This window comes from Salipiger abyssi (assembly GCF_017311415.1).
Lineage (GTDB): Bacteria > Pseudomonadota > Alphaproteobacteria > Rhodobacterales > Rhodobacteraceae > Salipiger > Salipiger abyssi_A.
In genome coordinates, this window is sequence record NZ_JAEKIS010000026.1 from 22,445 (window position 1) to 42,465 (window position 20,021).

General features: G+C 64.9%; 32 protein-coding genes. 26 read left to right on the forward strand and 6 right to left on the reverse strand.

All coding sequences use genetic code 11. The features are described 5' to 3' along the window. Window positions 1-269 precede the first annotated feature (269 nt). Both I6N89_RS22575 and I6N89_RS22580 read right to left on the reverse strand, forming a co-directional pair. Window positions 270-479, reverse strand: coding sequence for a hypothetical protein (locus I6N89_RS22575; protein ID WP_207020615.1), 210 nt, complete (start codon window positions 477-479; stop codon window positions 270-272). Further along, window positions 476-805 carry a hypothetical protein gene (locus tag I6N89_RS22580; RefSeq protein WP_207020616.1) on the reverse strand — a complete coding sequence of 110 codons (330 nt, stop codon included), beginning with the start codon at window positions 803-805 and terminating at the stop codon, window positions 476-478. Before I6N89_RS22580 ends, I6N89_RS22575 begins: the two co-directional genes overlap by 4 nt. A 265-nt stretch (window positions 806-1,070) precedes the next feature. Between I6N89_RS22580 and I6N89_RS22585 the strand changes: the two genes are divergently transcribed. Both I6N89_RS22585 and I6N89_RS22590 read left to right on the forward strand, forming a co-directional pair. Then, window positions 1,071-1,421 (forward strand): DUF2513 domain-containing protein, encoded by a 351-nt coding sequence (locus I6N89_RS22585; protein WP_207020617.1) that lies wholly within the window; start codon window positions 1,071-1,073, stop codon window positions 1,419-1,421. A 64-nt stretch (window positions 1,422-1,485) separates the two neighbouring features. Continuing rightward, window positions 1,486-1,656 (forward strand): hypothetical protein, encoded by a 171-nt coding sequence (locus I6N89_RS22590; protein ID WP_207020645.1) that lies wholly within the window; start codon window positions 1,486-1,488, stop codon window positions 1,654-1,656. Here the strand turns inward: I6N89_RS22590 and I6N89_RS25860 are convergent. Continuing rightward, entirely contained in the window at window positions 1,583-2,119 is a 537-nt protein-coding gene (locus tag I6N89_RS25860; RefSeq protein WP_419247632.1) for a retropepsin-like aspartic protease, read from the reverse strand. The two genes, I6N89_RS22590 and I6N89_RS25860, sit on opposite strands and share 74 nt — an antisense overlap. Continuing rightward, window positions 2,065-2,751, reverse strand: coding sequence for a S24 family peptidase (locus tag I6N89_RS22600; RefSeq protein WP_236016787.1), 687 nt, complete (start codon window positions 2,749-2,751; stop codon window positions 2,065-2,067). The genes I6N89_RS25860 and I6N89_RS22600 overlap by 55 nt, the downstream gene beginning before the upstream one ends. A gap of 149 nt (window positions 2,752-2,900) precedes the next feature. Here I6N89_RS22600 and I6N89_RS22605 point away from each other — a divergent pair, with 149 nt between their 5' ends. From I6N89_RS22605 to I6N89_RS22705, 21 genes are all read left to right on the forward strand, one after another. Continuing rightward, window positions 2,901-3,044 (forward strand): hypothetical protein, encoded by a 144-nt coding sequence (locus tag I6N89_RS22605; protein ID WP_207020619.1) that lies wholly within the window; start codon window positions 2,901-2,903, stop codon window positions 3,042-3,044. A 69-nt stretch (window positions 3,045-3,113) separates the two neighbouring features. Continuing rightward, the gene (locus I6N89_RS22610) at window positions 3,114-3,557 is read left to right on the forward strand and encodes a hypothetical protein (protein ID WP_207020620.1); all 444 of its coding nucleotides are present in this window, start codon (window positions 3,114-3,116) and stop codon (window positions 3,555-3,557) included. A gap of 69 nt (window positions 3,558-3,626) precedes the next feature. Further along, window positions 3,627-3,890, forward strand: a complete 264-nt coding sequence (locus I6N89_RS22615; RefSeq protein ID WP_207020621.1) for a hypothetical protein — start codon at window positions 3,627-3,629, stop codon at window positions 3,888-3,890. Between the two features lie 238 nt (window positions 3,891-4,128). Next, window positions 4,129-4,461: a hypothetical protein gene (locus tag I6N89_RS22620; protein WP_207020622.1), complete on the forward strand. Its 333-nt coding sequence runs from the start codon at window positions 4,129-4,131 to the stop codon at window positions 4,459-4,461. Then, complete coding sequence (locus tag I6N89_RS22625) at window positions 4,454-4,627, forward strand: hypothetical protein (protein WP_156876292.1); 174 nt, start codon at window positions 4,454-4,456, stop codon at window positions 4,625-4,627. Before I6N89_RS22620 ends, I6N89_RS22625 begins: the two co-directional genes overlap by 8 nt. Continuing rightward, window positions 4,624-5,766, forward strand: a complete 1,143-nt coding sequence (locus I6N89_RS22630; protein WP_207020623.1) for a DUF7146 domain-containing protein — start codon at window positions 4,624-4,626, stop codon at window positions 5,764-5,766. Before I6N89_RS22625 ends, I6N89_RS22630 begins: the two co-directional genes overlap by 4 nt. Beyond that, window positions 5,763-6,080, forward strand: a complete 318-nt coding sequence (locus I6N89_RS22635) for a hypothetical protein (RefSeq protein ID WP_207020624.1) — start codon at window positions 5,763-5,765, stop codon at window positions 6,078-6,080. Before I6N89_RS22630 ends, I6N89_RS22635 begins: the two co-directional genes overlap by 4 nt. Continuing rightward, the gene (locus I6N89_RS22640; RefSeq protein ID WP_207020625.1) at window positions 6,077-7,927 is read left to right on the forward strand and encodes a DNA primase family protein; all 1,851 of its coding nucleotides are present in this window, start codon (window positions 6,077-6,079) and stop codon (window positions 7,925-7,927) included. The genes I6N89_RS22635 and I6N89_RS22640 overlap by 4 nt, the downstream gene beginning before the upstream one ends. Further along, window positions 7,927-8,241: a hypothetical protein gene (locus I6N89_RS22645; protein WP_207020626.1), complete on the forward strand. Its 315-nt coding sequence runs from the start codon at window positions 7,927-7,929 to the stop codon at window positions 8,239-8,241. Before I6N89_RS22640 ends, I6N89_RS22645 begins: the two co-directional genes overlap by 1 nt. Before the next feature lie 468 nt (window positions 8,242-8,709). Then, window positions 8,710-9,375, forward strand: a complete 666-nt coding sequence (locus I6N89_RS22650) for a hypothetical protein (RefSeq protein WP_236016788.1) — start codon at window positions 8,710-8,712, stop codon at window positions 9,373-9,375. A gap of 92 nt (window positions 9,376-9,467) precedes the next feature. Beyond that, window positions 9,468-9,824 carry an HNH endonuclease gene (locus tag I6N89_RS25585; RefSeq protein WP_236016789.1) on the forward strand — a complete coding sequence of 119 codons (357 nt, stop codon included), beginning with the start codon at window positions 9,468-9,470 and terminating at the stop codon, window positions 9,822-9,824. 91 nt (window positions 9,825-9,915) lie between these two features. After that, a complete protein-coding gene (locus I6N89_RS22660; RefSeq protein WP_207020627.1) occupies window positions 9,916-10,404 on the forward strand; it encodes a resolvase in 489 nt (162 codons plus the stop codon). Continuing rightward, the gene (locus I6N89_RS22665) at window positions 10,404-12,122 is read left to right on the forward strand and encodes a terminase large subunit (protein ID WP_207020628.1); all 1,719 of its coding nucleotides are present in this window, start codon (window positions 10,404-10,406) and stop codon (window positions 12,120-12,122) included. Before I6N89_RS22660 ends, I6N89_RS22665 begins: the two co-directional genes overlap by 1 nt. Then, window positions 12,119-13,357 carry a phage portal protein gene (locus tag I6N89_RS22670; protein ID WP_207020629.1) on the forward strand — a complete coding sequence of 413 codons (1,239 nt, stop codon included), beginning with the start codon at window positions 12,119-12,121 and terminating at the stop codon, window positions 13,355-13,357. Before I6N89_RS22665 ends, I6N89_RS22670 begins: the two co-directional genes overlap by 4 nt. Continuing rightward, window positions 13,354-14,202: a head maturation protease, ClpP-related gene (locus I6N89_RS22675; protein ID WP_207020630.1), complete on the forward strand. Its 849-nt coding sequence runs from the start codon at window positions 13,354-13,356 to the stop codon at window positions 14,200-14,202. The genes I6N89_RS22670 and I6N89_RS22675 overlap by 4 nt, the downstream gene beginning before the upstream one ends. An 11-nt stretch (window positions 14,203-14,213) precedes the next feature. Next, a complete protein-coding gene (locus tag I6N89_RS22680) occupies window positions 14,214-15,521 on the forward strand; it encodes a phage major capsid protein (RefSeq protein ID WP_207020631.1) in 1,308 nt (435 codons plus the stop codon). 68 nt (window positions 15,522-15,589) lie between these two features. Further along, window positions 15,590-16,087 carry a hypothetical protein gene (locus I6N89_RS22685; RefSeq protein WP_207020632.1) on the forward strand — a complete coding sequence of 166 codons (498 nt, stop codon included), beginning with the start codon at window positions 15,590-15,592 and terminating at the stop codon, window positions 16,085-16,087. A 16-nt stretch (window positions 16,088-16,103) separates the two neighbouring features. Beyond that, complete coding sequence (locus tag I6N89_RS22690) at window positions 16,104-16,391, forward strand: head-tail connector protein (protein WP_207020633.1); 288 nt, start codon at window positions 16,104-16,106, stop codon at window positions 16,389-16,391. After that, window positions 16,388-16,771 (forward strand): head-tail adaptor protein, encoded by a 384-nt coding sequence (locus tag I6N89_RS22695; RefSeq protein ID WP_207020634.1) that lies wholly within the window; start codon window positions 16,388-16,390, stop codon window positions 16,769-16,771. Before I6N89_RS22690 ends, I6N89_RS22695 begins: the two co-directional genes overlap by 4 nt. Then, window positions 16,771-17,172 (forward strand): hypothetical protein, encoded by a 402-nt coding sequence (locus I6N89_RS22700; RefSeq protein ID WP_207020635.1) that lies wholly within the window; start codon window positions 16,771-16,773, stop codon window positions 17,170-17,172. Before I6N89_RS22695 ends, I6N89_RS22700 begins: the two co-directional genes overlap by 1 nt. Further along, the gene (locus tag I6N89_RS22705; protein WP_207020636.1) at window positions 17,159-17,575 is read left to right on the forward strand and encodes a DUF3168 domain-containing protein; all 417 of its coding nucleotides are present in this window, start codon (window positions 17,159-17,161) and stop codon (window positions 17,573-17,575) included. Before I6N89_RS22700 ends, I6N89_RS22705 begins: the two co-directional genes overlap by 14 nt. Window positions 17,576-17,606: 31 nt before the next feature. Here the strand turns inward: I6N89_RS22705 and I6N89_RS22710 are convergent, their stop codons facing one another. Next, a complete protein-coding gene (locus I6N89_RS22710; protein WP_207020637.1) occupies window positions 17,607-17,936 on the reverse strand; it encodes a hypothetical protein in 330 nt (109 codons plus the stop codon). Between the two features lie 28 nt (window positions 17,937-17,964). On the opposite strand from I6N89_RS22710, the gene I6N89_RS22715 reads away from it, so the two are divergent. From I6N89_RS22715 to I6N89_RS22725, 3 genes are all read left to right on the forward strand, one after another. Beyond that, window positions 17,965-18,411 (forward strand): phage tail tube protein, encoded by a 447-nt coding sequence (locus I6N89_RS22715; RefSeq protein ID WP_207020638.1) that lies wholly within the window; start codon window positions 17,965-17,967, stop codon window positions 18,409-18,411. Beyond that, window positions 18,411-18,842: a GTA-gp10 family protein gene (locus I6N89_RS22720; RefSeq protein WP_207020639.1), complete on the forward strand. Its 432-nt coding sequence runs from the start codon at window positions 18,411-18,413 to the stop codon at window positions 18,840-18,842. Before I6N89_RS22715 ends, I6N89_RS22720 begins: the two co-directional genes overlap by 1 nt. 126 nt (window positions 18,843-18,968) lie before the next feature. Next, window positions 18,969-19,892, forward strand: a complete 924-nt coding sequence (locus tag I6N89_RS22725) for a hypothetical protein (RefSeq protein WP_207020640.1) — start codon at window positions 18,969-18,971, stop codon at window positions 19,890-19,892. Here I6N89_RS22725 and I6N89_RS22730 read toward each other — a convergent pair. Continuing rightward, the coding region (locus tag I6N89_RS22730; RefSeq protein ID WP_207020243.1) for an IS3 family transposase at window positions 19,851-20,021 on the reverse strand (171 nt) is incomplete at its 5' end. The genes I6N89_RS22725 and I6N89_RS22730 overlap by 42 nt on opposite strands.

A 20,021-nucleotide genomic window follows, 5' to 3' on the forward strand; every position in this document is an offset into this window, starting at 1 on the left:
CGGCTTTCGAAAGCTTGAATTGCAGCTCTTCGAGAGTTTTGCGGCTCACGCGTTCGTCGTCCAGTGATCTGGGCCTTCCAAACATCAGTCGTCCTCCTCACCCGGCGTGGGCCCGGTGTCTTGGCGAATTATCAGCTCAAGATACCGCCGGATTGGCATTCGCATCACGTCTTCTGCGGAATGCAGGTTTTCGGCGTCCAGGTGCTCCGCCACCTTCCGGGCGTGCCGATCAAGGATGCGTTGTGCTGCTTGGGCGTCTGTGAAGCCACTCATTGTTTCCTGGCCTTCCTCGCCCCGGGTCCGATCCTGCGCGAGCTGCGGCGCAGGGCGCGGATGCGGGTATCGGCGTCGCTGGCGATGGCGTGAAAGACCTGCGCCGCCGGGCCGGAGGCGCTGGCGGCTGCCGCCCGCGCCCGGTCGCGCAGATCGGTGATCTCGTCGATTTCGGCCAGCACGCTCTGGATCGTCACGGTGCTCATGCGGCGCCTCCATCGCCGCGCCCCATCATGCGGGCGATCATGCCGCGACGGTTCTTGTGCGCGTCGACAGCGGCGCGGATGGAGGGCAGGGCGGCGACGCGCGCCGCATCCACCGCGTTGGGGCGCTGCGGCGTCGGGTAATGGCTCGGATAGGCTTCGAGCTGGGCGGCATGGCGCCCCTCGATGCGGGCTGAGCTGCCGTCCTCGCGGCGCTGCTCTTCCTTAAGCTGCAACCAGGCGTCCTGCACGGCGGCGGGGCTGTGAAAGACCAGGTCCGGCGTGGTCACCATGCGGGACAGGCCGGCGAAACGTGTGGGGTGAAGCATTGTGTCCTCCATCTCTGAACCCGCGATCAGCCGGAGGCGTCTTCGGCGGGTAACGTGAATGAGGTAGCGAATTTCGCTACATAATGCAATGACGATGTAGCAATAATCGCTACAATTTGCGAGGGAGGTCTGCTAGAGTTCTTGTGTCAGCGCGGTGCTGGCGCATGTCTCACAGGTCAAGAATCGGATGCAAGTATACCCCGTCGGACAGTATGATCCCCTAGCAGACCCATCGTTCTGGGTGCTGCTCAGGGGAGATGTCGTATTGACCAGAGATGATGACTATCTGCGTGAACTGCTTCTTGAGTTCGAGGCTGACGAAGACTGGGTTCAGGTTTCAGAGCTCTTGTTGGGCCCCGGCGACGACGAAACGAAACGACATTACCATGTACTCCTGCTCTGTGACGCGGGCATGATGACGGGTGTCGACGAGGGTTTGTTCCGATTGACCAGCGCGGGGCACGATTTTCTTGAGCTAACGAGGCAGAGTGAAGCTTGGGAAGCAACAAAGGGTGCCTCCCGGAAGCTTGGCGGGGCCAGTATTCAGATGCTCTACCGTGTTGCTGAGGGCTACGCGCGGAGCAAGCTGTCGGAGCTGGGTATTCCGTTGGCATGAAACCTCCAGCGCGGTGCTGGCGGAATGAAAAAGCCCGGCGCTGGGGCCGGGCGGGGAGGGTGCGATGAAACTCGATGCAGGGAAAACGAGAGCCGTAGCGATCGCCGAACTGCGCCCGGCGCGTGTGGAGCCGGGCCTATACTATAGCCCTGTCGGTGGTATTATAGTGGTGCGCGAGATATCAAGTAGCGATCAGAAGTTGGGCACATCAGAAGGGTTCTCTGATAAAGAATAGTTCGTCCGATAACCACATCATACATCCGCCCATTGTCCCTTAGGTCGGCGGTGATGAATTCATTGTCGCAAATCGTTCTGCTGCCAATAAGGAATAGCGGGGCGTCGATTATTTTGCCCGCCGTGGTTGAAGTCGCACCACTTACTTGAACTGTTTGCGTGGGAACCACTCCTAGTTTTTCGGCCAGAGCTGTGTCGATGTAATTATGATCGGCACCTGTGTCGACAAGTGCCCAGCCTCTGCAAAACGGGGCGTTTGACCAATCTAGGTTCGTAAATTCCCCTGAACTGCCTAAGCTATGGGGCAGCGCGTACTCAATCACCGGGCAATCTTTAACGCTCGATGGGGATGCCAGAATTCTGCCATCCGCTGTCAGAAATCTTATCTCATCGGCAGGGGCGTCATTCGTCATATCTTCCTCGCCAGCTCCGCAGGCCAGTGCAGGCGCACGGGGGAGGCCCATTTCAGCCTGACGCCGTACATGGTCGGGCTGGTGTCGTTGAAGCTGTGCAGATCAAAGGTGCCGTCCTCGCGGCCCTCGCGCAGAACCTTTACCCAGCCCATGCCGGTCTCGTCCTCGCAGACACAGCGTCTGCCGAGCGCCTCGGAAGGCACGCCTTCGTGGCTATCGCGAGTGTAAAACAGCAGATCGCCCGCGCTATACACGGGTTCCATGCTGTCGCCCTTGACCTCAACCGCAACCACGCCACGCGGTGACAGGCCGGGCGGGCACTCGACCTGGGGGCCAGCGCCCTTGGCGTAGGCGTCGAAGACCGGCACCTGAGCGCCGGCGCCGACCTTCCCGGCAATGGCGATTGTTGGTGTTGAAGGCGTATCGCCAGGCACATCGAACCCTGTAATCTCGGCAATCCTGAGAAGCTCTTCCGCCGAGATCGCGCGCTTTCCGAGGGTCATCTTGTTGATTGTCGAGCGATCCACCTTCTTCGACACGACTGCATCGAGGCGCTCAGCGAGCGCAGACTGACTCATGCCCGAGAAATCAAGGGCTTGGATGAGCCACTCATTCAGCGGCGTGGAGATGGGTGTTCGCGCGATCATGTCGGCGAACAGAATATCGCTACATGCGGACATCATCTGTAACGAAAATCGCTACATTGCGTCTTGTTGCGTGTAGCTAAAATCGCTACAATGTTGCTATGGAACCGGCAAGCAGCATCATTTCGGCCCTCGGAGGGCCTACAGCGGTCGCCGCAGCGATTGGCATTCACCGCACGCGTGTGTCGATGTGGCAGGCTCCGCGCGAGCGGGGCGGCACCAACGGGCTTATCCCTTACCGTCATGTCCCCCGCCTGATGGAGGTAGCACGCGAGAACGGCGTCGAGCTCACACCCGCCGATTTCATGCCGCCGGTCGATGGCGCCGCCTGAATCCCTTCGCTGTCCCATGCCTCGACCATGGAGCAGCGCCGACGCAACACCAAGAAAAAGGGGTTTCCCATGAGCATCTTGCTACGGGCCCACATGTTCGGAGAACTGGTCAAGGCGGTCGGCGGCGTCGATGCGGCGGCGGCGGCGATAGAGGCGGTGGTCGGGCACACGGTGTCGCGGGGCACGATCTCGAAGGTGCAGAACGGACATGCCGAGGTGCCCTATGCCTGGGCGAGCGCGCTTGAGAACGCCTCGGGCCGGCACCCGTTTCTCAACATGCGCAGCCGCGAGGTCACCGGCGGGCCGGCGCGCTCCGAGCTGGCCTGCCATCTCGACATGTTGCGCGAGGCCACCGAAGGGGTCACCGCGCTGGCCGAGTTCGAGGCCAATCCGGACGATCCGCAGGCGGTGGCCAAGGCCTATGCCGAGCTGGCCGATGTGCACGACCTGACCGCCGGCGCCATGGCGAAGCTCAAGGCGATGATGGGCGTGTGGAAGGGGGATGCGGCATGACCAACGACCCTATCCTTTCCCGCGCGGCGTTCTCCCCGGCGCCGCAGCTTTTTCCGCTGGAGATTTGACATGCCCGCACGAATGCCCTCGCGCACCGATGATGAAACGCTTCTGAACATGCTCGACATGCGTGATTACGATGGTCTCAGTGCGGCCAAGATCGGCCAGCGCGCCGGGCGCTCAAGGGCTGCCGTCTGCGGGCTGTTCAAGCGGGTCCGGGATGATGAGGCGTGGTACGAGGTGGAGTGTGCGGCGCGTGGTGTGCCTGTCTGCCGGTGCCGGAAGCCCGAAAATCGCGATGGGGGCATGACGCGCCGCTGGTGGCGCTCGTGAGTTCCGGACCTTACCCCCTCGATATGGCTGGCCGGCGGAGCTTGCCGGTCGCGCATCTGACCATGGATCTGAGCCGGTCGACCTGCGGCAACTTCATGTGGTCGCTGCGTTTTGTGCCCCCGAGCGGGATGGAAGGAAAACCGGCGCCTGTGGCCAACGGGTTTTGTGACCAGCCGCGTGAGCGTCACCGCCTCGCGGCGGAGCTGCGCGCCGTGGCCGATGCTGTGGAGGCTTGGCCATGACCGTGCGGAAATCGCCGACCATCGCCTTCGGGCTTCAGGTGTCTGCCGTCGCGCTCAAGGCCAAGGCGGGCTTTCTGACCGCGCGGGATCAGCTTGCGCTGGTCGAGAATATGTTTGCCTGGGCCGATGGCGATGCATCCGCGCGCGACGCGGTGCGGGATTTCATGGCGCTGGCGAAGATCGATCCGGCTGCCGCCGGGCGGCGTTTGCAGGACTGGCTCGATGGCTGGTCTCCGGAAACGGATAGCCGGCGCACGGAAGAGGTGCTGGCCGGCATCGATGCCGCGCGACCCGACTGGCGTGCCAGGAAGGATTGCGGCCTTGAGTGAGCCGCGGACCCTCCCGCGCGACGTTCTCGCCCGCATTCCCGACCTGTCGGTCGATGAGCTGCGCGGCTGGTGGGCGGCCGTGTTCGTCTGGAAATTGCGCCCGGTCAAGACCGGGGAGCCGGCGCTGCTTGGCGCCCGGGCAAGGGAGCTGGGGGTGACGCTGTGACGGATCCACGTCTGGACGAAGCGAAGGCGATCTCGGCGCGCGAGACGGTCGACCGGCTCGGCATTGTCGGGCTGAAGGCCGGCGGCGGTGAGCTGATCGGGCCGTGCCCGCTCTGCGGCGGGCGCGACCGGTTCGCGATCAACCTGCGCAGCCATGCCTTTCTGTGCCGCCGTTGCGACATTCGCGGCGGCGATAATATCGCCCTGGTCATGGCGGTTCTGGGCTGTGACTTTCGCGCGGCGCTGACCTGGCTTTGCGGCGATGCGCCGGCGCAGATCGATCCCGGGGAACTGGCGCGCCGGCGGCAGCGGGCGGAGGAGCGGGCGCGCCGGGATCGCGCGGCGCAGGATCGGTATCGGGAGCGGGCCATTGCTGACGCGCGCGCGATCTGGGCGCGGTCACGACCGGGCGCGCAGGGCGTGGTGCGGGCCTATCTGACGGCCCGCGGCATCGCGCCCGGGGCGTTGCCGAGCATCCCGCCGGCGCTGCGGTTCCTGACCGATCACCCCTATGTCAAGAAGATCGGCGGCGCGCTGGTGACGGTGCATCGGGGGCCGTGCATGACCGCGGGGGTGCTGAACCCGGCGGGCGAGATCACGGCGGTGCATCAGACATGGGTCGATCCGGAGCCGCCTCACGGCAAGGCGCGGATCGCGTGGCAGGGCGAGGCGCTGCCGGCGAAACTGGTGCGCGGCTCGAAAAAGGGCGGCGCGATCCGGCTGGTCACGCCTGACGATGCAGAGGTGCTGGTGATGGGCGAGGGGATCGAGACCACGCTCTCGGCGCTGGCGGCGGATGCGGTTCCCGGCGCGGCCTATTGGGCCGGTGTCGATCTGGGCAACATGGCGGGGCGCGCGCAGCGGGGTCCCGGTTTGAGATATGCCGGCCTACCGGATATGAGCGATGCCGAGGCCTTTGTGCCGCCGCCCTGGGTGCGCCGGCTGATCTTCATCCAGGACGGCGATTCCGATCCCCGCGCCACGCGCCACAAGCTCGAATGCGGCCTGCGCCGCGCCATGGCTTTGCGGCCGGGGCTGCGCGGCCAGATCGTGCAGGCGGGGCAGGGTGTCGACCTGAATGACGTGCTGGCCGGCCGGGGCGCGGACGAACCGGGGCAGGATGGGGCAGGTGACAGATGAGCAGGTTTTCTGAGCCGCATCGTTGTCCGTTCTGTGGTGGTGTTTTGCCTCTTCTCGCGCTCGCTGGGGAAGAGGGGCGGCGTTTCGTCATGTGCCACGGGTGCGAGGCCCGAGGGCCCGTCGAGCATTCGGATCTGCATGCGGTTTCCGGTTTCGAAGGCGATGCGGGATTCGAGCATCTGAGTGAGATCCGCGACAGGTTACAGCGGCTGTATCAGGAGTGGGCCGGCCTTGAGAAAACGACGAGGCCGGATTTCCTGACCTTTGCGCATCACCGCCGCAATCCCGAACTGGGAGGCGACGCGGACGGATGAGTGACAGGCTGGACGAGGTGCGCGCGCGGTTTGCCGCGCCCGAGGATGTGGACATGCCAGATGACATGCCGCTCACGGAAGATCCGCAGGAGGCTGCCGACCATGGAGACGATGGCGGTAATGGCGGCGCCGGCAGCGCGACCGAAGAGCCGCGGGAGGCGCAGGGTGCGACCTTGCCGCTGAATGACACGGGCAACGGCCGGCGGTTCGCGCACTATTGCGGCCAGGACGCCATGGTCGTGCCGCGCGTGGGCTGGCACGTCTGGGATGGCCGGCGCTGGAAGCTCGATCCCGACGATATCTCGGTGCGTCGCCATGCCCAAAGCGTGCAGCACCACATCATCCGCGAAATCCCGCATCTGGTTCTCGAGGACTGGCAGCAGCGTGAGATCGGCAAAGAGGTCGAGATCCGCAGGCGAGAGGCTGCGCTGCGCGCGGAGCTGAAAGCCGGCACGCCGACCACCGAGCAGGAGGTCGCGCTCGAAGAGCTGACACAGCGGCTGAGCTGGATCCGCAAGCTCAAGGATCGCCGCTCGACGATGAAATCGGATCACCGGACCTTTGCCAAGTCGAGCGGCAACAAGGCCAAGATCGACGCGATGCTGACCGAGGCGACGGTCGAGCTGGCGCGCGAGGTTGACGATCTGAATGCCGATCCGCTGACGGTGAACACCGAATCCGGCCTGTTGCGGTTCTCGGTCGATGGCGGCGGCGATAGCGGCTTTTCGAAGACGGCCGATGTCACGCTCGAGCCGCATGCCCGCGAGGTGACGATCCCCGGCCGCAATGCGCCGCAGCTGATCACACAGATGATGCCGGTCACATACGACCCAGATGCGACATGCCCGCTCTTCGATGCCTTCCTGCACCGGGTGCAGCCGGATGCGGAGATGCGCGGCTTTCTCCAGCGCTGGCTGGGGCTTTCGCTGACCGGGCTGAAGATCCAGAAATTCGCCTTCTTCTACGGGGCCGGCGCGAATGGCAAATCGGTGCTGGTCGATCTGATCGCCAAGATGATGGGCGACTATTCCCATGCGGCGAAGATCGAATCCTTCACGGGCCGGAACCGCCGCGGCGGCGGCGACGCGACACCCGACATCTTCCCGCTGATGAATGCCCGCATGGTGCGCGCCTCCGAGCCGGAAGAGGGCGAGCGGCTGCAAGAGGGGCTGATCAAGGAGCTGACCGGCGGGGAGCCGATCCTCGTGCGCCAGCTGCATGCCGATTTCATCGAGGTGCATCCGTTCTTCAAGCTGACCATGTCGGGCAACCACAAGCCCGACATTCGCGGCACCGATGACGGGATCTGGCGGCGCGTTCTTCTGGTGCCGTTCGATGTGCAGATCCCGGCGGCCGAGCGCGACGAGAAGCTGGGCGAGAAGCTCTGGGCGGAGCGCGCAGGCATCCTGAACTGGCTGGTCGACGGGCTTGTGCAATATCTCGAGGGCGGGCTCCAGGAGCCGCAGCAGGTGCTGGACGCGACACAGGAATATCGCGCCGATAGCGACCCGATTGGCACCTTCCTCGGCGACGCCTGCCTGATCACCGGTGATCCCGGCGACTTCCTGCTCGCGCGCGAGATCATTCAGGGCTTCAATCTGTGGCTCGATCTGCGCGGCGAGGGCATGTGGGGCGACCGGACGGTCTCGCTCAAGTTCAAGGGGCTCGCGAACCGATATCGCGACCCGAGAACCGGGAAGACCTACAGCCCCGGCAAGCGCGAGGCGACCGGGTATCGCGGCATCAGGTTCGTGGACATGTTCCGGCGCAGCTTCGATACGGCGCCGCGCGATGCGAAGGGGCGTCCGGTGGCGGCGACGGCCAGCGCCGGAGGCGGGGCCGACTGATGGCCCTGCCGGACAAATACTGGCTGCTCTGCGGCCTGAGCCTGGAACGGCTGCCGCGCGCCGCGCTCGACGAGATGCTGGGGCAGGCGGCGCGGGCCGGTGCGCTGGCGCTCTGCTCGCGACCGCGCACGAAAGCCGACTGCGCCCGGCTGCTTCGCCGCGCGCGACAATCGACCTACGATCAGACCGCCGCGCGCCGGCAGACTGCCGGCGGGGCCTTGCAGTCCGCGGCGCCGGTCTCGGTTTGCGAGATCCCTGCGTCCAAGGTGAACGCCTGGCTGCGTGCGCTGCCGCCGGAAGGCCTTGATCCATGATCCCGCGGGGCGCAGCCCGGCGCGCAAGCGCGGCCCGCACCCCGCACCCCTCACCCTTCTTTCGGAATTCAGGACGGTCGGACCGGCCCGACATGCCCATGTCACGGCTCGATGGCGCGACATGGGGTTCGGGGGAAATGTCGCGATTCCAATATCTTGCGCGGGCTCTACGGCCTGAACGGCCCGAACGGCCTGAAATGCGAGGTAACGCATGCGCGCGACAGAAAGGGGGTGTGGGGGAAGAGCCGTCTTATGCGTTAGTTGGCATCTCACGCCGTTCGGGCCGTTCAGGCCGTGATCCGCCTTCGTTCTCACATTATTTCAATGGCTTACCTGTTCACGGGCTTTCTGTGTCTCAGGCCGTGCCCTGTCTCTCTCGGGCCGTTCAAGCCGTTCTCTTTTACAATCGAAAATCAACATCTGGTCTCAAGTGAGAGAAATGAGACGAAATATTGAGGAAGTCTGGGGATGAGCATGGAATATAGGACGTTTGGAGCGCCACGCATTCGACCGGGCCGGGCTGGCAAGGTGCCGGTGAGCATCTGGGATCTGCTCGTCTGGGCCTTCCAGTCGGAGCGGGTTTCGCTCGACTTCAATGAGATGGGAAGCGCGGCGGGGGAGCGGCCCGGCGTCGGGATGGAATACATCCTGATGAAGCGCGGAGATCTCGGCTGCGCCATCGATGGCGGTGGCCGATCCGATCCGCATCCGGATGCTGACCTGGTGGCATCTGCGGTGTCGTGCCTGCCGGAAGGATGTGGCGGCCGGCGCATGGCCGTCTGGTTGGTGGAGCTTGCCCGCCTCGGGCGGTGGCCGGACTGGGGGCAGACTGTGGTGTCGCGCTGCGAACCGGTTGCGTGGAAGGATCACTGGCGCGGTCGTTTTGCCGAAAAGTCCATTTGGGACGGGCTGGGGCGGTGGCCGGTGAACCAGCTCGGTCGCGATGATGGGTATTGCTGCCGTGTGATCTTCACGGGAACGGCGGCGGAGCGTGCGAAGCTGCGCCGGGATTGGCTGTTGTGGTGGTCGGCACTGCTCGAGCTGAAGACGACGTTCGTCCTGCATTGCAATCTGACGGGGTTCGACGTGACCGAAGCAATGCCGCCGCGCGCGCCGTGGAAGAAAATGGCTTGACCGGATGTAGGATCGTTGACATCTTGCCAGCGAACCGAACCGCGCCCGGAGCTGAGATGCTTCCGGGCGCTTCTCGTTTGAGGCCTTCAAAAATGGGTAAGCTTCGTGGGCGGGGCATCTCGTCACGGATCGGTGCGCCGGGGTCGCGGTTGCGGCGGGCGGCGCCTGCCGGTGGGGAGACGCCGGCGCGGCGCTCGACGGATTGGCTGAACACGGCGCGCTGGCAAAAGCTGCGGCGCAAGGTGCTGGCGCGGGACGGTTATGTCTGCCGGCAGACCGGTGTGTTGCTGATCGGCACATACCCTGCCGGCGACAGCCCGGTGGTCGATCACATCCGCCCGCATCGCGGCGACCCGGCGCTGTTCTGGGATGAGGACAACCTCCAGTCGGTGAGCAAGGAATGGCACGACCGGGTGAAGCAGAGCCGGGAAAAGCGCGGCCTGGCGTGACGGGCCGGGGGGTGGGGTCAAAGTCAGGCGCTTTGGGCGGCCAGACCCGCGCCCCCCTCACCGGGAGATTTTTTATTCGGAGACCGGGTTTTTGAACGACATCCGCGAAACAGACCTGTTCGGCAACCCTGTGCGGGCCGGCAAGGGCGCGCCTGGGCGGCCTCGCAAGGAGCTGACGGCAACCGACCTCGACATGCTGGAGGCGGGTCTGATGCAGGGCTGGACGAACCAGCGCATCGCCAAATCTCTGGGGATCGGGGTCTCGACGCTGAAGCGGAATTTTGGGCCTCTGCTGCGGATGCGCGACCAGATGCCCGACCGGCTGCGGCTGCTGATCTTCTCGACCGCGGTGCGCAAATCGCTGGAGGGCGACATGGGCGCGATCCGGCAGGTGCGCCAGCTCATGGAGGACAATGAGCGGCGGCTGGCGGCGGCGCGGATCGACCGCGCCGGCGAGGAGGAGCCGCCGGAGGCGCCGGTGGGCAAGAAGGAACGCGCCCGGCGCGCCGCCGAGCAGGTGGCGGAAACGGGCGGCGGCGATCTCTGGGGCGGCGATCTGAGCCCGGGGAGCTATCACTGATGGAGGGCGCGGAGGCGCTCTTCGATCCGGCCTGGTCGACGGCGGTGCCGGACTGGGAGGCGCGGATCGTGGCGGGACGGTCGCTGCTGCCGGATCTGCCGCTCTTCGATGCGGTGGCCGACAAGGCGCTGCGGATCTTCAAGCGGCTGCGCGTGCCCGATCTGATCGGCACGCCGACCTATGGCGAGGTGTGCGAGGATTGGGTCTTCGATCTCGTGCGGGTGATCTTCGGCAGCTACGATCCCGACCTGAAAAAGCGGATGCTGCAGGAGTTCTTCCTGCTGGTGCCGAAGAAGAACGGCAAATCCGCCATCGCGGCGGCGATCATCGTGACCGCCGCGATCATGAACGAACGGCCGCAGGCGGAGCTCCTGCTGATCGCGCCGACGCAGAAGATCGCCAGCATCGCCTTCAAGCAGGCGAAGAACATGATCGCGCTCGACGCCGATCTGGTGCGGCTCTTCCGGGTGCAGAACCACCTCAAGGAGATCACCCATCATGTCACCGGGGCGGTGATCATGATCCTTTCGGCGGATGGCGATGTGGTGACCGGCTCGAAGGGCACCTTCATTCTTGTCGACGAGACCCATGTGCTGGGCACCAAGCCCAAGGCGCCGGATATCTTCGTCGAGCTGCGCGGCGGGCTGGCGTCGCGGCCCGAGGGGTTCCTGCTCCAGATCACCACGCAATCGAAGGACCGCCCGACCGGCCAGTGGGAAAAGGAGCTGGAGACCGCGCGGGCGGTGCGCGACGGCAGGATCGACCTGCCGATGCTCGCGGTGCTCTACGAGCTGCCGGCGAAGATGGCCGAGGCGGAGGAGTGGCGCGACCCGAAGACCTGGGGGATGGTCAATCCGAACCTCGAGCGTTCGGTGTCGCGGGCCTATCTGCAACGCGAGATGCGCAAGGCGGAGGAGGACGGGCCGGAGGCGCTGGCGCTCTTTGCCAGCCAGCACCTGAACGTGCAGATCGGGCTCGGGCTCAAATCGGGCCGCTGGGTCGGGGCGGATTACTGGCCGACGGCGGCGCGGGCGGATCTCGATCTGACGCGGATCCTGGCCAGCTCGGAGGTCTGTGTCGTCGGCATCGACGGCGGCGGGCTCGACGATCTTCTCGGGCTCTTCGTGCTGGGGCGGCATGCGGAAACCAGCCGCTGGCAGGGCTGGGCGCGGGCCTGGGCGGATCGCGACGTGCTGACGCTGCGCAAGAAGATCGCGCCGGAGCTGGTGGCGCTGGAACAGGCGGGCGAGCTGATCCTGGTCGACAATATCGAGGAGGAGGCGAATCCGGAGATCGTGGAGATCTGCGCGCGCATCCGCGATGCCGGGCTGTTTCCGGAGCAGGACGGCATCGGCATGGACCCGGAGGGCGTGGGCTCGATCATCGACGCGCTGGTGGAGGCGGGGTTCCGGATCGAGGATATCCGGGCGATCAGCCAGGGCTACAAGCTCAATGCGGCGATCAAGACGGCGCCGGTGAAGCTGAAGAACGGCAGCATGGTGCATGGCGGCCAGCGGATCATGACCTGGTGCGTCGGCAACGCCAAGACCGAGGCGCGGGGCAATGCGGTGATCGTGACCAAGGCGCAGAGCGGCAGCGCCAAGATCGACCCGCTCATGGCGATGTTCAACAGCGTCATGCTGATGAGCTGGAACCCGGTCGCGCATCGGCGCGGCAATCTCAACGACTTTCTGAACAACCCGGTGATGGCGATATGAAGCTTGCGCGACTGATGAAGGGCGCGATCCAGGGCGCGCGCGCGTCCCTGGCGGCCGGCGAGTCCGGCTGGGTCGCGCTCTCGGGCGCGGGGGTGTTTCCGCAGGCGGGCTATCGCTCGACGGCGGGCAAACCGGTGTCGCAGGACAGCGCGCTGACGGTCTCGGCGGTCTGGGATTGCGTGCGCAAGCTCAGCCAGACGGCGGCGACCCTGCCGCTCAAGGTCTATGAGAAGAGCGCGAATGGCGGTCGGGTCGAGATCGAGCCGGATTTTGCCGATATCATCTGTCGCCAGCCGAACAGCGTGCAGACACAGGTCGAGTTCTGGGAGGGCATGGTCGCCAATCTCTCGATGCGCGGCAATGCGGTGGCGGAAAAGAAAGTCCTGGGCCGCAATATGGTCGGGCTGTCGCCGCTGCCGAACCTGACGCCCTATGTGAATGCCGAGGGCCGGATCGTTTACGAGTTCTACGACCGCGGCAAGCTGGAGCGGCTGCCGAAGGACAAGGTCTTTCATCTGCGCGCCTTCGATCCGGGCAACGGCATCGGGCTCTCGACGATCAGATACGGCGCCAATTCGATGGGCGCGGCGCTGGCGGCGGACGAGACCGCCGGCAGCGTGTTCTCGAATGCGATGATGGTCGCGGGCGTTCTGGCCTCGGATCAGACGCTCGACGCGCAGCAGCGCGTGCAGCTCGGCGAGATCATCAACAGCTATGTCAGCTCGCGCCGGGCGGGCAAGGTGATGGTGCTGGAGGCGGGGCTGAAGTTCGAGCCGCTGCAGATGAACCCGGAAGACGCGCAGCTGCTGGAGACCCGGCGCTTCCAGGTCGAGGATGTGTGCCGCTGGTTCGGCGTGCCGCCGATCATCATCGGGCATGCGGGGGACGGGCAGACCATGTGGGGCAGCGGGGTCGAGCAGATCATGCTGTCCTGGCTGACGCTGGGGCTCAACCCGCTGCTGAGCCGCATCGAGGCGCGGCTTCAGCGCGATATCGTGCCGCCGGAAAAGCGCGGGCGCTGGTATTGCGAATACAACCGCGAGGCGCTGCTGCAAATGGACAGCAAGGCCAAGGGCGAGTTCATGGCCAAGATGGGCCAGTCCGGCACCATGACGGCGAATGAGCGGCGCCAGAAGCTGAACCTGCCCCGGCATGACGACCCGGCCGCCGACGCGCTGCTGGCGCAGACCGCGCTCGCGCCGCTCGAGGATCTCGGAAAGGAAAAAGAGCAATGAGCAATCGTGATCTGCCGAAGGCCTTTGTCGCCGCGCGGCCCGGGGTGGCGTCGCAGGTATCGGATAAGGCGGTGAACCGCTGGAACCCCGATATCCGGGCGGCGGCGGGGGAGGACGACCGGCGCAGCATCTCCATCCTGGACGCCATCGGCGCGGATTATTGGGGCGACGGGGTGACTGCCAAGCGGATCTCGGCGGCGCTGCGGTCGATGGGCGAGGGGCCGGTCACGGTGAATGTGAACTCGCCGGGCGGCGATTTCTTCGAGGGGCTGGCGATCTACAACCTGCTGCGCGAGCACAAGGGCGAGGTGACGGTGCGGGTGCTGGGCATGGCGGCCTCGGCGGCCTCGGTGATCGCCATGGCGGGCGACCGGATCGAGATGGCGCGCGCCAGCTTCCTGATGATCCACAACACCTGGGTGGTGGCCGCCGGCGACCGCCATGCCTTCCGCGATGTGGCCGACTGGCTGGCGCCGTTCGATGAGGCGGCGGTGGGCATCTATCACGCGCGCACCGGGATCGCCGAGAAAGAGCTGGGCGCGATGCTCGACCGCGAGACCTGGATCGGCGGCGACGCGGCGGTGGCGCAGGGCTTTGCCGATGCGCTGCTTGCCTCGGACGAGATCGAGGCCGCGCCGTCGAACGCGGCGTCTGCGGAGCTTGCCGCGGTCAAGAAGCTCGACCTGATGCTGGCCACGGGCACCCGGGCCACGAAATCCGAACGGCGTGAACTTCTCGCCGCTCTCAAGGGGGGCAAGTCTGGCGCTGCCCCGACCGGCATGTCTGGCGCTGCCGATGATCGGGAGGTGCTTTCCGCCCTCCTTACGAAGCTCAACTCCATCTGAGGAAATCCACGATGAAACAGGCAAAGATGCCCGCCATTGCGGTGGCGGGGCTGGCGGCGCGTATGCCGCAGGCAGTGCTGTGCGGGCCGCGCATGGATGCGGGGGGCTCCACCGAGGAGATGCTGAAACAGGTGCAGCAGTCGCTCGACAAGCTCACCGGAGAGACCAAGCAGACCGCCGAAAACGCGCTCGATGAAGCGAAACGGGCGGGGGCGGTCTCGGCGGAGACCAAGGCTGCGGCCGACCAGCTGCTTTCGGCGCAGACCGCGCTCTCCAAACAGCTCAAATCGCTGACCGACCAGCTCGAGGGCGTGAACCAGAAGCAGCTCGATATCGCGCAGCAGATCTCGGACGGTCTGCCGGGCAATGGCGGCGCGGGTGTCAAATCGCTCGGGCAGGCGGTGATCGACAGCCACGAGAAGATCAAGGCCTTCAACGGCGGCACCCTCTCGGTCGATGTGAAGAACGCGATCACCACGGCGGACGGATCGGCGGGCGGGCTGATCGTCCACGAGGAGGAGCGCACGCCCGTGCGCATGCCGCGCCGCCGGCTGCTGGTGCGCCAGCTCCTCATGTCCGGGCGCACCAGCTCGGATCTGGTGACCTATCGCAAACAGGTTGTCCGGACCAACGCCGCCGGCATGGTGGCCGAGGGCGGCACCTATCAGGCGTCGGAATACGGCTGGGAGAAAGCCACCGAGCAGGTCAAGAAGATCGGTCATATCACCCATGTCTCGGAGGAGGCGCTGGCCGATGCCGATCAGCTGATGACCGAGATCGACGGCGAGCTGCGCTATGGGCTGGATCTGGAGGAGGAAAACCAGATCCTCGCGGGCGACGGCACCGGCGAGAACCTGACCGGCCTTCTGACCGAGGCGCCGGCCTTCGTGGCGGCGGCGGGTCTGCCCAACGCCACCCGGATCGACCGTCTGCGCCTGGGCATCCTTCAGGTCACGCTGGAGGATTACATCCCGACCTTGATCCTGCTGAACCCGCTGGACTGGGCCGCAATCGAGCTGCTCAAGGTCAGCGGCACCGACAACCGTTATGTCTGGGGCAACCCGGGCACGGGCAACACGCCGGTGCTCTGGGGCAAGGATGTGGTCGACAGCAATTCGATGACGGCCGGGGAATGGCTTGTCGGCGATCTCGCGCTGGCGGCGACCTATTACGACCGCCGCGAGGCCGAGGTGCTGTTCTCCACTGAACACGGCACCAACTTCATCGAGGACATGGTGACTGTGAAGGCGCGCAAGCGCGTCGCGATGGCGGTCAAGCGTGCGCTGGCGATGGTGCAGGGCGACTTCACCTTCGCCTGATCCGTCCGGCCCGCGACCGGCGCCTTTCGGGGCGCCGGTCCAATCCCTTCTAGAGAGAGGAGCTTCCGATGTTCGTGAAGTGCAATTCGACCCGTCATACCGTGATCGGCACGTTGCGCCGCAACCATGTCTACCGGCTCGACGACAAGAGCCCGAAAGCGCGTAAGGTGGTCAAGACCCTCACCACCGGCAAGCGCCCGGTGCTGTCCGAGTTGAGCGAGGACGAGGCCGAGAAAATCGGCGCGCGGGCCATCGGTCTGGTCTATTCGGAGGATTTGGCGCCAAGCGAGGAGGATGCGGAGGCGCCGGCGCTGATCGAGGCGCTGACATCGCAGATCGAGGAGCTGACACGCAAGCTCGACGCGGCGGGGGCCGACCGGGAGAAGGTCGTAACGGAACGCGACGCGCTTGCCGGGGCCGTCGATGAGCAGAAAGCGGCCACTGAGGAACTTTCCGGGAAACTCGAGGCATCGACGGCAAAGCTTGAAGAGGTCACGGCGGAGCGCGATGCGCTTGCCAAGCAGATCGCAGACCTGAGCGCCGCGCAGGGCGCGGACAAGGCCTGAGGCGGGAGCAGTCGGGATGAGCATCACGGTTGCCGAAGTGAAAGCCCATCTTAACATCGGCTTCGATGACGACGATACGCTGCTCGGCGGCTTCCTCTCCGCCGCGACGACCCATGCCGAGCGCTACCTGCGCCGCGAGTTTGCGGTCGAATATCCGGACGGGCTCCCCGCCCCGATCCGCACCGCGATCCTGCAACACGTCGCGGTGATGTTCCGCGACCGCGAGGCGACACAGGAGGGCGGACTGTCTGCGCCGCCGCTCATGTGGAAAGATCTCCTGTCGAGCTACCGGGTGTTCTCATGAGCGGCGCCGGGGCGTTGCGCGAGCGGGTCACATTCCAGCGCAAGATGACCGTTGGCCAGACAGCGCCGAGCGACCAGACAGACCCTTTCGGCAACTCTATCGACGGGTTCGGAAACAGCACCGGCGAGTTCGGCGACCTGTTCAGTGTGAGAGCTGACATTCGCGAGACACCGGGCAAGGAGAGGATCGCGGCCGGGCAGTTGGAGAGCACGCGGCTGGCGACAATCCGAGTGTGGGCGGAAGCGAGAACGCGCAGTGTGACACCGGCAGACCGGTTGGTGGCGCGCGGCGCGGTCTGGAACATTCGCAGCGGCCCGGTCCAGATCGACCGCGCAGGGCGGATGCTGGAGTTCACCTGTGAGACGGGGGTGGCCACCTGATGGGTGTGCGCAAGGTCGGGTTCAAACGGGTCCAGAAGATGATGGAAGAGCTGCCAGAGACCACCGGGAAGCACCTTGAACAGGCGAACGAGGATAACGCCGACGAGTGGATTCGCGTGGCAAAGATCCTTGTGCCGGTGGGCGAGACTGGTCGTGCCAAGGCGGCCATCCGGACCACCAAGCAGGGCAAGGGCCAGCTCATGGATTTCGGGCCGCTTTCCTCAATCCTGGAGGGGGGAACGCAAGAGCGTTTCCATAAAAGCGGCAAGGGCACGGGGAAAGGGCCAAAGCTGCCGTTTGTCAGGCCGGCAGAGAGGGCGACGGAGGACGCGCGCAACGAGCGCCTCGCGAAGGCTCTGCGGGACGCGGTGACGGAGGCGAAGAAGAATGGCGGCTCCTGAAATTGCGCTTTGGTACGGTCTTGTCGCCGCGCTACGGGCGGATGCTGGCGTGGTCGCGCTGGTCGGGGGGCGGATCTATGATGAGCCCCCTCAGGGGTCCACACGTCCTTTCGTCCGCTTCGGCAACCTCAACCCGTCGCCGGTGCGGACGGATTGCGGCACAGCCTGCCTGGTCACGTTTTCGCTGGAGGTTCACAGCCGCCCTATCGCAGCCGGGCGCACCGAGGCAATGCTGATTGCGGCGGCGCTGGTCGAGGCTCTCAGCGACAATGAGGAGACGGTGACGCTGGACGGATACACGCTGTCGCGCCTGCAATGGATGCCTGGCGCGGCCACGGGTGGACGGGACGACGACGGCGAAAGTTACGTCGAGATCCGCGGTTTCGAGGCGATCGTGGGTTAGTCCGGAAGGCAGGGTCGGGAGGCCGTCCTTGCTAAAAATCTGGGGGAGTATCTGGGCAAGCTTCTATGAGGGCCTTGGAGTTGTCATTTAAGGTGTCGAGCATCTCGTCCGTGATCTCTCCGAGCCTAGAATTTAAAGGCTCAGGCGTGCCGCCGCGCAGAGCTTGCCTGCCTTCAGCGGTAATTATCCGAGTAGATGACATCATCAACGTCTTCATAAGTTCATATGCAATATCGCACTGATCTTTCGGCTTTGCCTGCGCTGGCACCACTGCCACGAGTGCCGCTGCAAGTATCAATAATCGCATGAAATTACCTCCGGTTGTTTCCGGCAGGTTGGCCCTCTTTGCGCCCTTGGGCAAGGCGCTTCCCCAAATATGGAGCCTCCCCATGGCAACGCAAAAAGGCCGTCTCCTGCTGGTCAAAATCGGCGACGGGCAGGAGACAGAACAGTTTTCGACCCTCTGCGGGCTGCGTGAGAAGACGTTCGGTTTTTCCGTGAACGAGTCGGATGCAACGCAGGCAGACTATGACAACCCCGGCGGGCAGATCTGGACGCGGGGTGTTTCGGGTGCGCGCAGGCTCAACGTCAGCGGCACCGGTCTCTTCGAGGACCACTCAACGCTCGAACGCATGCGCTCCATCTGCATCGGCTCCGGCCCGGCAGATACCGTCGATGCTGTCGGCAATTTCCAAGTGGTCGTTCCGGGTGAGGGCACCTACGAAGCGGAGTTCCACGTCTCGCAGTTCGAGCGTGTTGGTCCGCAGGAGGGTGAGATCACCTACTCGCTCACGATGGCGTCGAATGGCGCGCCGGCGTTCACGGCAGAAGCCTGATGACGATCACGGCTGAGCCACCCATTGGCGGCACCATAGCGGAGTTGGGCGGAAAATCCCGCCCACTCCTGTTGCGGAACGAAGAGATCGAGCGCTTCGAGAAGCACCACAACTGCGGAATTTTCGCTATCTTCGATGCGCTCTTCCTGGATGGAGATGCCCCGAAGGTCCATCAGATCCGTGACCTCGTGGCGCTGGGGCTGGTCGGCGGCGGGCAGCCGGATCGCGCGGCGGACCAGATTGTTGCGTCCATGCCGCCAAGCGCGAACTTCACGCTGCGGCAGATCGCGGGCGACATGATCCTCGCGGCCTTCACGCCTGAGAATCCGGAAAAAAAAAGCGATACGGATGGCTCGTCCGGCACCCCGGGCGCGACAGCGACCGATGGGACGCCCCCGGTCGTATCCGATCCGTCGTCGCCACCGGCCTGAAACCGGCGGAGGTGCGCGCCATGACCCCGCGCGATCTGGGCAACTTCATCACCGGCTGGAACGAGGCGCACAGCGACGAAGTGCAGGCGCCGACGGCTGACGAATATGCGGAATTGGTGAGGGAATATGGCTGAAGCTGACGAACGCACCGAGCGCATCCGCATCCTGCTGGATCTGGAAAAGGACGCGCACGATAGAGAGGCCCGCGCGGCTGCGCGAGAGATCGTGCGCCTTGAGCGGTCATATGACCCGCTGTCTCGCGCTGTCGAAAAGCAGGAGCGCGCGATGCAACGCCTGTCGAAGCAGTTCGAGGCGGGCAAGATCGATGCGCAGCAGATGCAGAGGCTGCAAGATGGCATCCGGCGCGAGTACGAGCAGTCCGTCGAGAAGGTGAACCGCTTCAACGCTGCGCTTGCGGCGAACAACAACGCCCACGGCGGACTGATCGGCACGGTGACCCGCAACAAGGCTGCCTTCCAGCAGCTCGGCTATCAGGTTGGTGACGCCGCAGTTCAGATCCAGGGCGGCACGAGTGCGATCACGGCAATGACGCAGCAGGGCTCGCAGCTTCTGGGCGTCATGGGGCCATGGGGCGCAATCGCTGGCGCTGTGCTGGCTGTGGGCGCCCCTCTGGCAGCTTCATTTCTCAGCCAAGCGGATGGCGCGGAAGAGGCCAAGGAGAAGCTGGAAGGCTTCTATGAGGCTCTGGACGCTTATTCGAGCTTTGCCGAGCGTGCCAGCGCCACGACCGAAGACCTACGCGAAGAGTTCGGCGATTTTGCCGACGAGATCCGGCAGATTTCGGAGTACATGGCCGAAGTCGTCGCGACCCGCGCGCTGGATCAGTTCCGGAAAGACAGCGCGACCTTGCGCGGCGCGTTCTCCGATATCGTTGATGACCTTGAGAAAGCGGACAGGCTCAGCGGCAATAACGCTAGGAACATGGAAGATCGGGCCGAAGATGCCGCCGCAGCCATCTGGCCTGCTGCCGGTTTCGTGGACGGCAGTTTAAGCTTTCATAGCTCTCTCCTCGAACGTGATAGGGCTTAGATACCCGATGGTCGAGTGCCGACGCTTTGGATTGTAGAACCGTTCGATGTAATCGAAGACATCTGCGCGCGCCTGCTTCCTGGTGCGGTAAGTTTTCCGCCTAACCCGTTCGGTTTTTAGCGAAGAGAA